Genomic DNA, 15,726 nt, shown 5'->3' on the forward strand with positions numbered 1-15,726 from the left:
GAGTATGAGGGTGACGACCGGCGTCACCCTCATACTCTGCGAAGCCGTCAAACTTTTTCAAGCCGTGATTGGCCTGCCATCACGTTGCAAATCGCGTCGATGATCCGTTCTTCAACTTCGCGCGGCAAATCATGACCCATTCCCTCGATAGGCAGGTAGATCGCATTTGGGATCGAGCGCGCCGTGTCCTGACCGCAGGCGGGCGGTATTAATGGATCATCCGTTCCGTGGATGACGACGGTTGGTATCGTGATGTCCGCAAGCCGTGCCCGCCGGTCTCCAGCCACCGCCATTGCGGCGATCTGCCGCGCGGCCCCGCCCGGATCGTAGCAACGCCTTGCTTCGTCAAGGAGAATGGCGCGATGAGCCTCTTCATCGAAAGGATAACCTGTCCCGGCGATCCTCCGCGCGAACGCGAGGCGCACCGCCAGAAAGCCTTCCGGGTCGATCACAGGATCAGGCGCGGCGCGCATCATCATCGCCATCACATCGGCTTCCGCCTGCGGCAGGGCCGGATTGCCGGTGCTCGACATGATCGACGTCAGCGAAAGGACCCGATCGGCATGATCGCTGGCGAGAACCTGCGCGATCATGCCCCCCATCGAGCGCCCGACGACATGCGCCCTGACGATCCCGAGCGCATCGAGGAGGCCGATAGCATCCGCCGCCATGTCGTCAAGCGTATAGGGCACGTCAGGTCTGCGCCCGGCCATCAGGGCAGCCGCGAGCGCGCCGAAATCCGGCGCGGGCGAAACGCTGAAATGCGTCGAGCGGCCCGCATCGCGATTGTCGAAGCGGATCACGCGATAGCCTCGCGCGGCCAGCCCCGTACAGAAGGGTTCGGACCAGCGGATCATCTGCGTTCCGAGCCCCGAAATCAGCAGGACCGGTTCCGCATCGGCATGGCCGAAACTGTCCCAGGCAAGTTCGATGCCATTGGCTTTCACAATATTCATGGCCTCGCTCCATCAACGGCGATGGGCAGCGGCATTTCGGATAGCGGCAGAAGTCGTGCATCCGTCACCGCCGCCGTACGATGACCGAGCCCCGCCAGATACCCCGCGCGGCTGGCGAAGGAGAGGAAGGACGCGGCGCTTGCCTGCCTGATCAGCATTGCCATATCCCAGCGTTCGTCGCCGGGGCCGATCAGGAAGGGGCCACCATGGCCTAAAAACAGGATATCGCCCCCCGTTTCCCGCAGAAAAGGCAGTGTGTGCTGAATGTAGCGATCGAAAGCTTCAGCGCCGCTGATCGGCACGGTAGGCGCCAGATCGGGGTGGCTCGAATAATCGGCCATGTCCCTGAAGCGCAGCAGGTTAAGCATCACGACGGGGCCGGCAAGATCGCGCTTTACGAACGTACGGCCGGCTTCCTGTGTCGGTTCCAGGTAGGAAATGGTTTCAGTTCTGGTCATTAGCGTTCCGTTGAATGGCGGGTTAAGCCTTGGTTGTCGCTCGCACCGAATGCTAGACGCAGCGCATAGGTGCGGATGTCTTCAGGCCACGCAGCGATCCGTTGTTCCAATGAGGACCGGTCGTCGGCAAAGAGTGCCCGAGTCGCTTCTTCGTAGCCGGGCAGATCGCCTGCGATCGCCTGCATGAACTGGTAAGCGGCCTCCTGCGCCGCTCGCTTCAGCTGGAGTGGGTTCGCCGCTTTGCGCGCGTCGTCGACGAGACGTCTCAGCGTCGCGGACGCTCCGCCGGGCTGGTCCGTCAGCCATTCCCACTGCCGGGGCAGCAAGGTCACCTCGCGGGCGACGACGCCCAACTTCGGCCGGCCTCGGGTTTTCTGGCTCGGGGCTTCGTCCGATCCCTGCGGGGTCGGCACCACATCAATTTTGGGGCGATAGCGCCCCGCATAGGTCGTCGGGGGCTGGGAAATCCGTTCAAGAATATCGGCGTCATTGCCACGCAGATCGAGATCGACAATGTGACCCGTTGCGTCGTCAAACACGAGAACCATGTCTGCCGCTTCGCTCGAATGCCGAACTGCCAGGGCCACTTCAGCGAGAGGTCCTGAGAGCAGCAATTGATGCCCGACGAATGCCGTGCAGGTCTTGAGAGTAGGATCGGACATATGATGCTCGCTTGTGGATTGCCCGATTAATACCCGGATAAAAGTGGCATGTCAATTATATCCGGGTGAAATTTTGATTTCTCTTTGATCAATTGAAATCGTGCGGCGCAGGATGCTTCTTCAAGGCGGCTGTCTGGGACGCCCACGTTCACATGGTGGCTGAAGCCGAGAGGGTGAGGGGGCCTATCGTCTCAAGTCGTTTAGGTCGCAGCGCGGAAGAGCAAGTTGAGATGGTTGCCTGCCCCCGCAACCAACTTTAACGAACTCTCGGACAGCGCCTTAGAGCCAACGCTCGAGGCGTTCTTTGTGTTGTGCGGCTGGCGTTCACTGGCGCGACCAACTTGCCTCCCAATTCGATTAGGGCCTGTTAGGCCTTGCATCCCCAGTGGGTCTGCCTAGCTCTTTGTGATAAGTTTGGAGCAGTCTGGGATTTCTGATGTTGCATGGTGAAACTGCGAGCCTTCGATCGAGGCGGCGCGACCCAGAGGCAAACGACCCCCACGCAATCGGCGCCTGACGGTATTGGCGTTCTTCTGGCGTCATCAGAACGGCGTGAAAAGGCGCTTTTTTCCTTCGGAGTTCAACTCTGGGTGGACTGGAGCTCACCTTTTCATTCGCTGAGTGAAGCTAGATCTGGGGGAGGTACTCACTGAAAGGGAAAAGAACAGGGATCTAACCTTGGGTATGGTCTTTCTGGACGCACGAGCATCATGGCGCATCGCAGAGCGGCAGAAGCCGCTCAGACGGGAAAAGGCCGAAGTTACTGTCCCAAACACTTAGCCGCTCGCCCAGAGGCTTTGGCGGCAAGATACGCATAGCGACAGATGGGCGCGGAAATACCCTGTTATTGACCCTGACCCAGGGGCAAGGCTCGAACTGCCGTCCGCTATAGCTCACCTGAACGTACTGCCAGGTGTGCCACACTATGTCGCTTGCGACGGGTGATCGGCCTCAAACCGGTTGCGCGAGGTTTGTGAAGCAAAGACCCGCGGCCTGTCGTTCCGTTGAAACGAAATGAGCCGTCCCTTTCGTGCTCCAAATAGGCTTATGGACACCGCCATCTGGTCAAAATTTTATGGGCTCGCCCCAAAGGGCGGTGAACTACTGGTACCCGATACGAGTAAACTGCCGCTTCCGTGGTCTGCGTTGCTGCCGCGGCAGATTTTGTCGAGATCTAATACGCATGGCGGGCTTAGCCCGCGACTCGCTAGGCAAGTTTCTCACACATCCATAACCATCTTCGGGCACAACTGTCTAAAGACTCGATCTCGAGCCCACGTTTTTGCGCGCGTCACAGAGACGGATTTCAATACGTGATGAAGGATAACATTCCTGCAATCTACCGAGATCGCCGAATTCCGCACAAACTCACGATCGCCACCCTTTTCACATTGCCGGGCGCCTCGCCCTATCTAGGCTCGCGCATGTCTTGAACTAGTCTTATGCTCGTGGACATGTCTGAAAATGATAACACTGTATGGCTCGACGGCCGCAACTGGCAACCAGGTGGGACAGGCGTCCATAGTTATGTGCACGGCCTTCGCGACACACTGACTGAGTGTGGGATACCTTCGCGGATTGTGCTTCAGGAGGCCTATGGAGGGCGTCATGCTCGATTTGCGAGGGCAGGCCGCTTTGTCTCTGCAGTGTCCCGTCGCGGACAGACGTTGGAAGATGCCCAAGGCAACTTTCTGTACGCAACCGACCTCTTCCGTACTGCTCACTCTCGATTCGGATTGCGAAGGCGTTTAACCGAGTTGAGATTGCCGCCGTCGCTACAACGCCCTCGTTTGATGCACTGGACGGCGCCTCTGCCGATCACGCTCGCAAATGTGCCGAATGTCGTGACGATCCACGATTTGATCCCCCTGACGCATCCAGAGTTGACCGGAATCGCCCCAGATCGTCACGAACGCCTCCTTCGAGTATTGCTTAAAACCGTCGACGCAGTGGCTACGGTGTCCGAAACGGTCCGAACGCAGTTGATCGAGCAATTCTCTATCGAACCGCAGAAACTGCATAACCTTTATCAACCTGTGTCATTCGATGCTGCCTTGCTGGAGGCCGTCATGCAGGCTGAACCGCTTGTGCCGGATGGAGGTTTCATCTGTATCGGCCGCGTTGAGTCCCGAAAAAATATCGACCGATTGCTCGAAGCTCATGCGATGAGTTCGAGTGTTCGTACCCTTACACTGATTGGGCCTGACGGTGACGACCGACCGGACTGCCGGTCCCGTGGGGCGACTAGTCATGTTGTAAGGATCCCATGGTGCGACAAGATCCGCCTCCTGCGGACCCTGAAAGGGGCCCGTGCTCTTCTCTTTCCTTCATTGGCGGAAGGGTTTGGCCTGCCGATCATTGAGGCTATGAGTCTTGGCACGCCGGTACTGACATCACGAGGGGGAGCGACTGGGGAAGTCGCCGGCGATGCCGCATACCTCGTGGACCCGCTAAGTGTCCGAGATATCGCTGATGGAATTGCGGCCTTGGATAGCGAGTTGGAAGACGGGTATCTGCAGCAGTTATCTGCCCGTGGAAGGGCGCGTGCTGCGCGCTTCAGTCAGGAACATTTCACGAGACGTTTGAGCAGTTTTTACGCAACCGTCGACCCGGGATTTGCCTCGATGCCCGATACAAGATTAAGGATCAGCTGATGAAGTTCCGCCGGCGTGCGCGTGGAGGGCGTCTCGGCGATGTCTAGACAGTGTTCCCCGCCGGCGGGGAACTGGAGTGCTACATAAGGCGTGTGACGCACACGGCCTGGAGCGATGTGGCCGGGAATTGTAGGGCGGTGATCGCCAAAGAAAATCAATAGACTCGACTGCTCGCTTCTATCGAGCCCATCGACGAGCTGGTTGAGCAGTTTATCGCTATTCCGGACGTGATGGGCCCAGGCGCTGATGCCGTCGGTTTGACCTGCTCGACCCTTGTCCCACGGCCCGTGATTCTCCATCGTGACGGCGTAGATCAACGTGGGTTCGGAAGCCTGGTCCACAAGGGACAAAATCTTGTGGCCTATCTCCCGATCGCTCACGTAGGGCGATCCTGCTTCGGCCGGAGGGAAATGGTTTTCTCCGATCAGATGTTGGAAACCCAGACGAGGCATGAGTTTTATCCGATCGTAGAAACGTAGGTCGTGCGGATGCAGAAAGAAACTCTGAGGATATAGTGCGGCGAGTTTCACCGGGAGTGAATGACCTGGTACGTGTCCGGCTGTCAGGAAGGGGTCGTAGCGTCGCAGTCCCAAAGCCTCTTCGTCTATTCCACAGAGCACCCCGAACTCGGTGCGCATTGTGTAAGCGCCGAAACCACTAACTTCGAGATTCCCCCACGCTATTGCACGGTGCCTCGCGAGACTGAGGCCCGGCAGATAAGCGAGCTGGGCGGTCAATTGTGCAAAGGACTCGCACTGCACGATGACGATTGAGTGCGGCGTCGCCCCGACAGACGTTTCCTCGACAGGCGCCGGGGCAGGGTGGTCGCGCGTTTGACGCCAACGAAGCCAGTAGATGATCAGCACCGCAAACAAACCGTAGGTTGCAATATCATGCTCCAGCGCCGGCTCGGACATTCTCGTCGACTTCCGCGTCTGACTCGACGCAATCAGCAGACCGGCGGTGCTGGCGAGGGCGAGGGACAGGCCTGCCGCTGCCATTGTGCGATCAGGGGAGGAGAAGCTCATGACGAGGTAGATGATCAAAACCGCCGAGATAAGAAGCAAGCAGCGCAGTGGCAGCGAGATCGCTTCAAGATAGAAGCGGGGGTACATGATAAAGGATCGGACAACGACCAGGTCGGAGAAGACGAGCGGCTCACCGAGGATGCGGTATTTCGTGTTCGAACCGATGACAAGCGCCAGTACGCTCATCAGCGGTAATGCCGCGCCGATAACCGGCGACCCGGAAAGAGCGGTCAGTACCGCGTAGGCCCAGAGGACAGGGAGAATTCTCAGGGCTGCGCCATGAGCGCTCCTGTGTAATCGAGAAGGAATGGTAAGGCGGTCGGTGATTTCGGCGCATATCGCGCTTACACAGGCCATGATCACGAAGAAGATCGATTCTGTTTGCATGGTCCTGGACAGCTGGGATGAAAATGATTCGTCAGTGTCTGCTTTCACAGAAGCCAGCCCAGTAGCAAGTTTCACGCGTGAAAAGAATGGCGAGAGCAACTGGTCAGCCCCATAGGAGACAATATACCGCTCCAAGCGGCGCCATTTGGTCAACCGCCTCGCAGATGAGGAAGCTGCGGATCAGGGGGAACATAGTCGAGCGGTCGAAGAGAAGGCTACGGCAAACTTCTGGGTTAAGGATTCAACCGAAGGACCCCAAAATGTTGGAGCACGGATAAATGTGCTTGAAGATCTTGCAGTCGTGACGCCGAGGCGGTGTGCCACGCCGCGCAATCCCGTGGAGCGCTGGTTCGACTGATGATGAGGCATACATGGGAAACCCCAGCAGTGCTTTGGACATTTACGCGATACAAACCTGCCTGATGTCGAATTCTTCTGGGGACTGATCGGTTCCACCGGGAGCGTAACCGATAATAAAGAGCGGCTCAGGGCAGGACGTTGGTTCTTCCTGACGCGGAAAACATGGTAGTCTCACGCAATGAGGAAAATATCGATACCGAAATGATACTCAGTTTCGCCTGTTACCTGAATTTACATTTTCGGCAATCGTGCTGGGAATTGCATTTTGCCACACGCAGGGATTTGTGAGAGATATCGTTGTCTGTCAGGTCACCCTAGTAGCTCGTTGACGATTGGAGCATGATGCGTCGCCAGCAATGTCCATTACCTGTGCTGCTGCGTGCGCCACCATTCCGTCCCAGGCTTCCCGACCTTGGAGTATTCCCGTGCTCGTGGGAGGAGTTTGAGGCCGACAGCTTCGGGGGTGACCCTGAGACGGCCCTCTCAAAATTCGAGGAACTGGCCCGACGACGTTTGGGCGGGGATTACACGAACCCTCATGGTCTCAAACCCGATTCGAGTCGTCGGGTACTCCTTGAGTTGCCGTCCAATCCCCTTGAGGCGCGACAGGCGTGGCGCATCGCAAAGTCGGGATGGTACGCTAACGAAATCACGGTCAGCGTCTCCACCCGAAGCCAGCCTTCGATATCTCACCTGTTACGGGGGGCTGCGGCGGAAGGTGCGAGAATTGTCAGGCGACCAATCAATCCTCACGCTCTTCTCGAACACAGCGCTGTCGTTCTGACCTTCGGAATGGGCGATCTGGGTCTGTTAGGACTGGCCTATGATCGAGCCGTCTGGTGCATGGATAAGAAGATTCCGTCCCAAGCGAACCGTCTGAAGGCAGCGAGCGCCATTGTGTATGGTACCCGATACCATGATCCGTTCTTTGGAACGGAAACGACCTTCGATGACATCCTCGTGCATCTGTCAGATTGGCGCGACATCGTGCAGGATAATCGAGAGATAGCTGCCTGCATGGGGATGGCCTGGTGGAAGAAAGCCAGGATGCGGCAATTCCTCGCCCAAGCCCCTGGGTCTCCTCGTTTCATGCGTCACACCGCCTCGGCTGTGCGTGCGGCGAGAGACAGTAACGGCGCTGTCGCTTGTTGGTCGACACGCGTGCCGTCTGGGCTGGAAGGACGGGTTGCGCAAGAGGGGCAGTCGATCTTGCGCATCGAAGATGGCTTCATCCGCTCGCTGGGGCTCGGTAGCGATCTCCTCCCGCCAGCCTCAATCGTCCTGGATAAGAGTGGCATCTATTATGATCCAGCTTCTCCCAGCGATCTGGAAACGATCCTCTCGACACAAGTCTTCGATCCTTTGCTGATTGAGCGTGCGAGATGTCTCGCAAGACGTATCGTGGAAGAACGTATCTCAAAATATGGCACTCATTCCCGCGTTGAGGCGGGAACACCGATTAGGGTGAAAAGCCGAGAGCGAAGGCATGTCATTCTTGTGCCCGGACAAGTTTCAGACGATCAGTCGGTCTTGAAAGGTGGCGCCGGGGTGTACAGTAACCTCGAACTCATCAGACGTGTGAGGCAGGTTGAACCCGATGCCTGGATCATTTACCGACCCCATCCTGATGTGGATGCGGGACATCGAGCAGGGGCCATAGCCGATGATGCGGCCCTCCTGGTCGCTGATGAGATTCATCGTGGCGGATCGATGCCGGGACTGCTGGGTGAGATCGATGAGGTCCATACGCTAACCTCTCTGACAGGGTTCGAAGCCTTGATGCGTGGGATCAAGGTTTCGACATGGGGACAGCCCTTCTACTCGGGGTGGGGGCTCACAACCGATTTCGCGGCCCCGACCGGACGTCGAAACAGAATTCTAACGCTTGAGGAACTGATCGCAGCCACGCTCATTATCTATCCGAGGTATCTCGATCCAGTGAGTGGCTTGCCCTGCTCGCCTGAGACATTGATCGGAAGGTTGGGGGAGCCTGGGCTGTGGCGCACCGGTATGAGGACTTCGCTACGAAGAAAGCAGGGAGCCTTGACCAAAAACGTGACAAAATTTTGCCACGAGCTGGCACGAGTATTTTCTCATGACTGACAGAAGTGACAACCCGGTACCGCCATCATCTATGCAGCCCGCCAAGCGTCATTTCCTGTTGCTCCAAGGGCTGATGGGTCCTTTCTTTCAGCTGGTCGGTGCCGCTCTCAGGCGTGAGGGATTCAGCGTCCACAAGGTCAACTTTAATGGCGGAGACCGACTCTTCTGGCGCCAGCCCGGCGGGATTGATTACACAGGCACCGAGGAAGACTGGCCGGCAGAGTTGCGCGGACTGATCGCCAAGCACCGTATCACCGATGTGCTTCTGTTCGGAGATTGCCGAACGCTCCACAGAGCAGCGATTGAAGTATGTCGCGAGCAACTGACAACGGTTCACGTCTTTGAGGAAGGCTACATCAGGCCCGACTGGGTGACCCTGGAGATTGGCGGCGTAAACGGCTATTCCGCTCTGCCGAGAGACCCTGCCTGGTATCTTGACCATGAATTCAGCGAACCAAGTGAACATCTTCCGCAGACCGTTCCGTCTTCCTTCAGACGTCGCGCACTCGAGGGGGTCGCTTACAACGCGGCAGACCTGCTCTCACGCTGGTATTACCGTCACTGGACTACACACCGTCCTTGGCCGCCTCTGGTGGAGGGGATGGGCTGGCTGAAGCGGCTCGTCGATCGGAAGCCGGCACGTCGTCGCTCGAAAGCAGTGCTTGAGCGCCTGAGTGCTACGAAGGCGCGTTACATGCTCTTTCCGTTGCAGCTCGATGCAGATGCGCAGGTGCGCCTGCATTCCCCTTTCGCTTCTATTGGCGATGCTCTCGTGCGGGTGATCTCATCTTTCGCCATGCATGCCCCCGAAGATCTCCGACTGGTTGTCAAGGAGCATCCGCTCGATAATGGGGTGGTGGACTGGCGGCATCGCGTTGCCGATGTGGCTGCGCAGCATGGCGTTCGACATAGGGTGGATTACGTGGAGGAGGGGGATATCGCCCTGATGGTGCGTGACTCCCGAGGATTGGTGACGATCAACAGTACGACCGGCACGCTTGCTCTGAATTCTGGGCGGCCCGTCATCACGCTCGGTGATGCCGTATACGGTGTCCCCGGCATCACCTACACACGTAGCCTCGACGAATTCTGGAGTGACCCCGGCGAGCCGGATATGGCATTGTTCGATGCGTTCAGGCGGGTGCTGATAGAGCGATGCCTTGTCAAGGGGGGGTTCTTCTCGGACGAGGCTCTGGACATGCTCGTAAAAGGCAGCGTGAAACGGCTCAAGGCGCATTGCCCGATGGAATATGCCCGTTGGTTGTTGCCGCGCTCACCACAACAGGCAGTGAACAATATCTACAGGCCACTCGGGATGGCTGACCTGCCCGCGCGGAAAGTGAGACTCAAGATTTGCTGAAGCACCATGATGACGCACCTTTCATTGTGCTTGATATTTCTCGTCTGATCTCAAGGGCGACTGCGGCAGCGGCGACCGGTATCGACAGGGTTGAGCTGGCGTATGCGCGATACCTACTGGACCACGCGCGGCACCGCACGGGCTTCTGTGCCATGCATCCACTGGGCATACTCAGACTCTTGCCATTGCAGGCAACGGAGAATTTCGTCGATTTGATCGAGGCTCGATGGAATGGTGATACGCGCGTCTCAGCTCAGGGCGCAGCGCGAAGACTTCAACGCCTGCTGCTCTGGTGGCCGAACCGCGTGGGTATGTTGCGGCAGAGGGCACACGGCAGGAGGATCGCTTATCTCCTGACGTCACACCACCATCTTATGCGCAAAGACACTATCGCCCGCGCATTGAGGCGCTGGAATGCTGTCTTCATCACCATGATCCACGATCTTATCCCGCTCGAGTACCCTGAGTATTCCCGCCCCAGGGAGCCTGAGCGCCATCGACGCCGCATCGAGACTGTTGCCGCGCTGGCTGACGGTGTCATAGTACCCTCGGACGTTGTTGGAGATGCATTACGCATCACGCTAAAGAGTAAGACAACGCGTGCAATCCCAGTGTGGACGATACGTCACGGTGTTCCTGCCTATGCACGCTCACCTGCGCCTCCTGAGAGCGAGATGAATGAGGAGGACGTGTATTTCGTTTGTCTCGGGACGATTGAGCCGCGCAAGAACCATCTTCTCCTTCTCAATTTGTGGCGTGAGATGGTTCAAGCGGAAGGCAGACAGGTGCCTCGTCTGATTCTAATCGGAAAGCGCGGGTGGGAGAATGAGAACGTCATCGACATGCTCGAACGGTGCCCAGCTCTGCGAGGGAAGGTACAGGAGATGAACGGGCTTCCCGATCGCGAAACGGTGGATATCCTTCGCGGTGCACGCGCGCTTCTTTTCCCGAGCTTTTCGGAGGGGTTTGGGCTCCCGCTGGCCGAGGCGCTCATGCTGGGGGTACCCGCCATTTGTGCTGATATCCCGGTCCTCAGAGAAGTAGGCGGTCACATTCCTGAGTATCTCGACCCGCTCGACGGCCCTGGCTGGCGATGCGCGATTGAGGATTTCTGTAACCGTGGCGAGCGCTATGTTAGGCAGGGTAAAGCTGTTGTAACAGCCCGCTTTTGGGGATGGACTGAGAGCGTTGAGGCGTCCATAAGTCAGCTTGATAAAGTGATCCCCGAGGTCGAGACCTATTTGGCATGAGGGCCCAAGCTATGCCGCACGCCCGTCGAAGAAAGTCCGCTGTTATGCCTCGTTTGGGGAGAAACGATCCCCCAATCCGCATTTTTAAGTCTGATCGACTGGAGCGGTTCACGCTTATATCGATCAACATGTTCCTCGGTGTCTGGATCCCGCTTTTGTTGCTGCAAATTGTTCTTGTCATCTCAGAAGCTCAAGGGGCTGGAAAGACAATTGGGATGATTGCCGGCGGGTTGGTCGTCTGGTTTATCTTCGAATATGTGATGCATCGTTTCCTGTTCCATCTGAAGTCGGGAAATCGTCATATCGATGCCCTCGTGTGGATGATGCACACTAACCATCATATACAGCCATCCCATCGACTGCGCACCCTGATGCCCCTGAGTGTTTCCCTACCCCTTGCGGCGTTGTTCGAGTTGGGTGCCATAGCGGTGTTCGGGCTCGCTACGGGGACCGCTCTCATGGCGGGCTTCGTTCTGGGTTATTTTATCTACGATCTGACCCACTACGCATGCCATAATTTCGAAATGAAATCTCCTTGGGCGGCCCGTGTGAAGCGCCACCACCTGAAGCACCATTATGTCAGTGATGAACACAATTTCTCGATTACCGTTCCGTTTATCGATTCTCTGTTTTCCACGCGCGATTGAATTTGGCTGCTTTCTCCATGTCTGACATCCATCCGAGCGTTGTCGTTGACGGCTACAATCTTGCTATGCCGAAGGGAACAGGCGTTGCCACCTACGCTCGCACTTTGACGCAATGCCTGAGAAACATGGGCTGTGAGACGGGTATTCTTTATGGTCTCGAGATGCCTCGACATGCCAGCGGGAACCTGATGGAGGTTGAGTTTTTCAACAGTCTGGATGGAGTCAAACCCAGGCGCAGATCTCCTGTGCTCTCACCCCGTTGGTGCGTTGAGACATGGGAGATGCTTCAGGTGCAGCGCGGGCAGCCAGTACCCATAACGGGGGCGGTGGAACCCCGCGGTGTGGCAGACCGCCTGCCGTCATTTGACAAGATCTGGAATGTTCCAGGTCTTTATCGCAAGGCCGCGCGGCACTTTCGCCTGACTGGAAAGCTCATGTCAGTGCGATTGCCAGCGCCGCCACAGATCATGCACTGGACCTACCCCTTACCTATCAAGTTGGAGGGGGCAAAGAATATCTATACGATCCACGATCTGGTTCCGCTCCGGTTGCCCTATACCACCTTGGACGACAAAGCGTATCATCACCGGTTGCTGAAAAAACTAGTGGCCCAGGCAGATGGCCTTTGCACGGTCTCAGAAAGTTCTAAAGCGGATATTATCTCCTTTTTCCCTGAGGCGGCAGGACGCACTCATAATACGTATCAGTCGTTTCATCAGGATGGGGAAGCCTCAGAAGAGGCGGCCGAACTCGCCGCTCGTAAGGTGAAGGCGCTGTTTGGGCTGAAGAAAGAGGGATATTACCTGTTTTTCGGATCACTGGAGCCAAAGAAAAATCTCGGACGGCTCCTTGAGAGTTTTCTTGTGGCGGACGTGACAGTGCCCCTGGTCATCGTCGGTGCGATGGCTTGGAAGTCAGATGCAGAACTCCGCTTTATAGAGCGGGGTGTTGAGGCTGGTAAGGTCATCAAGCTCGATTACCTCAGCCGCGATTTGCTGACGGCACTCACGCGGACTGCCAAGGGCCTCTTGTTTCCGTCTATATGCGAAGGCTTTGGATTGCCCGTGCTCGAGGCACTTGCAGTAGATACGCCCGTTTTGACCTCAGGAGAGGGCGCCCTCAAAGAAGTTGCTGGCGATGCCGCAGTGTTCGTTGATCCGTATGACACAGCCAGCATTGCCGCGGGTATCGAGAAACTGGATCGCGACGAAACAATACGTGCCGATATAAGGCGAATGGCACCTATGCAGGTGCGCAAGTACGACATGCGATCGTATGAGGAGCGGCTAGGGGCCTTGTACAGTGCTTGTGTCCGCTGAAGCGCCCCTCGGGGAAAACTTCACGGGTAGAGAGATCAAATCCGGGCATGGCTCCGGATACAACGGCGACGGGCGCCGCAAAGCACAGTGGCATGAAGGTCATTTTTCCGCCGCGATCTCCCATCTAAATGCGCTAACACAAGCTCTGAGAGTACCTGCCATGGCATTTGAATTCAGGTAATAAGTGTTCACTCCTTCTCAAGACACCCCACCGCGAGATATATGGGACCGAGATTCCTACCTGTCGATGAGTGGAACGTGATTGAGGTATTAAAGGTGTTGCTAATTTCGCCAAAGCAACACGTATGTGCTAAGAAAACGCAACAGAGTTAAGGCGCCTGTTTGTTGTCAGGCTGTTCATAAGGGAAGTTGAAAGATTATGAGGGGATCGGTTCAAGGGGGCTTCAATCTTGCCTTACCGGGCAGGGAAGGTAATCCACGTCCCCATGGGCCGGGTGCCGCGGCGCAGATTGCCCAATTCGTACGTCGCCCTTTCACGCTCATCGTACTGCTGCCCACGCTGATAGCCGCAGCGTACTTTCTTTTTTTAGCCGCGCCTCAATATGTGTCAGAAGCTCAGTTTGTTGTCCGTGGTGAAGGCACTGCCCCACCCGGCGCATTGTCGACCTTGCTAGGCGCCACCGGGGGGGGGGGAAGCGCAAGCGAGGATACGTTCGCTGTGCAGGATTACATGATGTCGCGAGACGCCATGGAATTTCTCATCCATGACTTCAACCTAGAGAAGGTGTACGCCAGTCGGGATGCAGACATCTTTGCTCGCTTCCCTGGACCATTTCGCGGCGTAACCCGAGAGCATTTCTACAAATACTATCAGAACCACGTTGAGGCAGAGCTCGACTCGACGACAGGGATATCCACGCTCACGGTCAGGACCTTCTCTGCGTCAGACTCTCAGACTCTTGCTCGCGCCCTAATGAATGCCGCCGAGCAGCTCGTGAACCGCATGAATGAGCGGCAAAGAGAGAACCTGATCAGCAGTTCGCGCAAGGAACAGGCGGACACGCAGCAGGCTCTGCGCGACGTGAACATGAAGATTGCGGCTTACCGTACGAAGGAAGCCTTGATCGATCCGCTGAAGCAGTCAGCGCCCTTGCTCAATCATGCGAATGATCTCACGATCATGCTGACGTCCAGCCTAGTTCAGATTGGTCAACTCACTCAATCTGCTCCGCAGAGCCCTTTGCTTCCTGTTCTGCGGGAGAGGGTCAAGATCCTGCGTCAGCATATCGATGAGCTCAATGGGAAAGTCGCGGGGCCAGGGTCAACATTGGTGCCGAAGATCACCGAATACGATGATCTAATCACTCAGCGTACCTTGCTCGAGAAGCAACTTGAGGGCGCCGCTATGGCTCTGGAGGCAGCAAAGACACGTGCCGATCGGCAGCGTCTTTATATAGATGAGGTTGTTCAGCCTAACCTCCCTGATTACGCCGCCTATCCGAAGGCTTTGGCGTCAATCTTTGTCGTATTCATGACCTTGGGAATGTTCTATGCGATCGGTAGATTAGTTATTTCGGGGGCTCGAGAGCATCGCGTCATGTAAGTGGGACGCTCAGAACGTAACTTTTCGAACGAAGCGGCGCGTATCGAGAGATTGCTCGCTCTCAATGTCTCATCGGCGAAGCTTCTCTTGGAACTGGGGGGCTACTCGTCATGAGCATCGACATGTCCTCGAGCGTCGCTGAGCGGGTAGTACTGATCTGTCTGTCCCGCGGGCAAGCCATTTGTCGCTGGTCCGGGTGCGTGGAGAGAACGCTCTCGGGCGTCGGAAGATAAGTCAGCCCCCGATAACGGCAGGAATTGTTTACTCTCCAATGTGCCAATCCCGGATATCCACCAACCAGCCCAAGAAGTGTCTCAACAAGTGATCAGATGTATTGACATAGTCCGTGAGTTTTCCACTCACCATGGGAGGCGGCGGGTTCTCGATAATGTCAATTTTGTCGTCAACCCTGGACAGAAGATGGGTATTATCGGTCGCAATGGAGCTGGTAAGTCTACGCTGATTAAAATTATTGGCGGAGTTGATTTCCCGACTTCCGGCCGTGTCGAGCGTCTGATGTCTGTTTCATGGCCACTGGCTTTCGGAGGGGCTTTCCAGGGTAGCCTTAGCGGATTGGACAACTTGCGTTTCATATGTCGTATCTACGGGCTGGATTACGCTTCCACGCGTGTTTTCGTTGACGATTTCGCCGAACTTGGGCGGCAACTGGGCGAACCGGTGAAGACCTATTCCTCTGGTATGCGAGCGCGGCTGGCTTTTGCCTTATCGATTATCATTGAATTCGATTGCTACCTGATCGACGAAGTGATCATGGTCGGCGATGCCCGCTTTCTGCAGAAATGCCAGGATGAGTTGTTTGGCAAGAGAGCTGACCGCGCCCTCATCATCGTCTCCCACGATATGGGGTTTATCAAGGAACACTGCGACACAGGGGCACTGCTCCACGGGGGACATTTTCGTGTATGCGATACCGTCGAGCAGGCAGTCCATGATTATGAGTCGCTGTGACTAATAGGG

The 15,726-nt window shown here is 56.6% G+C and carries 12 protein-coding genes; 8 read left to right on the top strand and 4 right to left on the bottom strand.

Features of this window, described 5'->3' with window-relative positions; translation table 11 throughout:
* Nucleotides 1–47 precede the first annotated feature (47 nt).
* From AA0535_RS08070 to AA0535_RS08080, 3 genes are read right to left on the bottom strand one after another with little or no spacing between them, the layout of a single operon-like run.
* Nucleotides 48–956: an alpha/beta fold hydrolase gene (locus AA0535_RS08070; protein ID WP_264815448.1), complete on the bottom strand. Its 909-nt coding sequence runs from the start codon at nucleotides 954–956 to the stop codon at nucleotides 48–50.
* Entirely contained in the window at nucleotides 953–1,414 is a 462-nt protein-coding gene (locus tag AA0535_RS08075; RefSeq protein WP_264815449.1) for a DUF1330 domain-containing protein, read from the bottom strand. The genes AA0535_RS08070 and AA0535_RS08075 overlap by 4 nt, the downstream gene beginning before the upstream one ends.
* Nucleotides 1,414–2,076, bottom strand: coding sequence for a DUF2239 family protein (locus tag AA0535_RS08080; RefSeq protein ID WP_264815451.1), 663 nt, complete (start codon nucleotides 2,074–2,076; stop codon nucleotides 1,414–1,416). The genes AA0535_RS08075 and AA0535_RS08080 overlap by 1 nt, the downstream gene beginning before the upstream one ends.
* Before the next feature lie 1,454 nt (nucleotides 2,077–3,530).
* Between AA0535_RS08080 and AA0535_RS08085 the strand changes: the two genes are divergently transcribed.
* A complete protein-coding gene (locus tag AA0535_RS08085; RefSeq protein ID WP_264815452.1) occupies nucleotides 3,531–4,730 on the top strand; it encodes a glycosyltransferase in 1,200 nt (399 codons plus the stop codon).
* On the opposite strand, the gene AA0535_RS08090 is transcribed toward AA0535_RS08085, so the two are convergent.
* Complete coding sequence (locus tag AA0535_RS08090; protein ID WP_264815453.1) at nucleotides 4,670–6,298, bottom strand: LTA synthase family protein; 1,629 nt, start codon at nucleotides 6,296–6,298, stop codon at nucleotides 4,670–4,672. The two genes, AA0535_RS08085 and AA0535_RS08090, sit on opposite strands and share 61 nt — an antisense overlap.
* A gap of 546 nt (nucleotides 6,299–6,844) precedes the next feature.
* On the opposite strand from AA0535_RS08090, the gene AA0535_RS08095 reads away from it, so the two are divergent.
* The 7 genes from AA0535_RS08095 (at nucleotide 6,845) to AA0535_RS08125 (ending at nucleotide 15,717) form a co-directional block, all read left to right on the top strand.
* Nucleotides 6,845–8,608, top strand: coding sequence for a capsular polysaccharide export protein, LipB/KpsS family (locus AA0535_RS08095; RefSeq protein WP_264815454.1), 1,764 nt, complete (start codon nucleotides 6,845–6,847; stop codon nucleotides 8,606–8,608).
* Nucleotides 8,601–9,968: a capsule biosynthesis protein gene (locus AA0535_RS08100; RefSeq protein WP_264815455.1), complete on the top strand. Its 1,368-nt coding sequence runs from the start codon at nucleotides 8,601–8,603 to the stop codon at nucleotides 9,966–9,968. Before AA0535_RS08095 ends, AA0535_RS08100 begins: the two co-directional genes overlap by 8 nt.
* Complete coding sequence (locus AA0535_RS08105) at nucleotides 9,962–11,218, top strand: glycosyltransferase family 4 protein (RefSeq protein ID WP_264815456.1); 1,257 nt, start codon at nucleotides 9,962–9,964, stop codon at nucleotides 11,216–11,218. The genes AA0535_RS08100 and AA0535_RS08105 overlap by 7 nt, the downstream gene beginning before the upstream one ends.
* A gap of 11 nt (nucleotides 11,219–11,229) precedes the next feature.
* Nucleotides 11,230–11,865, top strand: a complete 636-nt coding sequence (locus tag AA0535_RS08110) for a sterol desaturase family protein (protein WP_264815457.1) — start codon at nucleotides 11,230–11,232, stop codon at nucleotides 11,863–11,865.
* 17 nt (nucleotides 11,866–11,882) lie between these two features.
* A complete protein-coding gene (locus AA0535_RS08115) occupies nucleotides 11,883–13,184 on the top strand; it encodes a glycosyltransferase family 4 protein (RefSeq protein WP_264815458.1) in 1,302 nt (433 codons plus the stop codon).
* A gap of 379 nt (nucleotides 13,185–13,563) precedes the next feature.
* The gene (locus tag AA0535_RS08120; protein WP_264815459.1) at nucleotides 13,564–14,748 is read left to right on the top strand and encodes a capsule biosynthesis protein; all 1,185 of its coding nucleotides are present in this window, start codon (nucleotides 13,564–13,566) and stop codon (nucleotides 14,746–14,748) included.
* Nucleotides 14,749–15,069: 321 nt separating this feature from the next.
* Nucleotides 15,070–15,717 (top strand): ABC transporter ATP-binding protein, encoded by a 648-nt coding sequence (locus tag AA0535_RS08125; RefSeq protein WP_264815460.1) that lies wholly within the window; start codon nucleotides 15,070–15,072, stop codon nucleotides 15,715–15,717.
* The last annotated feature ends 9 nt before the right edge of the window (nucleotides 15,718–15,726 follow it).

Source organism: Asaia krungthepensis NRIC 0535 (assembly GCF_025995175.1).
Classification (GTDB): Bacteria; Pseudomonadota; Alphaproteobacteria; order Acetobacterales; family Acetobacteraceae; genus Asaia; species Asaia krungthepensis.

Excerpts from the sequence above, each read along its gene's own strand:
- AA0535_RS08070 (WP_264815448.1), bottom strand. The coding sequence starts at position 956 with ATGAATATTGTGAAAGCCAATGGCATCGAACTTGCCTGGGACAGTTTC.
- AA0535_RS08075 (WP_264815449.1), bottom strand. The coding sequence starts at position 1,414 with ATGACCAGAACTGAAACCATTTCCTACCTGGAACCGACACAGGAAGCC.
- AA0535_RS08080 (WP_264815451.1), bottom strand. The coding sequence starts at position 2,076 with ATGTCCGATCCTACTCTCAAGACCTGCACGGCATTCGTCGGGCATCAA.
- AA0535_RS08085 (WP_264815452.1), top strand. The coding sequence starts at position 3,531 with ATGTCTGAAAATGATAACACTGTATGGCTCGACGGCCGCAACTGGCAA.
- AA0535_RS08095 (WP_264815454.1), top strand. The coding sequence starts at position 6,845 with ATGATGCGTCGCCAGCAATGTCCATTACCTGTGCTGCTGCGTGCGCCA.
- AA0535_RS08100 (WP_264815455.1), top strand. The coding sequence starts at position 8,601 with ATGACTGACAGAAGTGACAACCCGGTACCGCCATCATCTATGCAGCCC.
- AA0535_RS08110 (WP_264815457.1), top strand. The coding sequence starts at position 11,230 with ATGCCGCACGCCCGTCGAAGAAAGTCCGCTGTTATGCCTCGTTTGGGG.
- AA0535_RS08115 (WP_264815458.1), top strand. The coding sequence starts at position 11,883 with ATGTCTGACATCCATCCGAGCGTTGTCGTTGACGGCTACAATCTTGCT.
- AA0535_RS08120 (WP_264815459.1), top strand. The coding sequence starts at position 13,564 with ATGAGGGGATCGGTTCAAGGGGGCTTCAATCTTGCCTTACCGGGCAGG.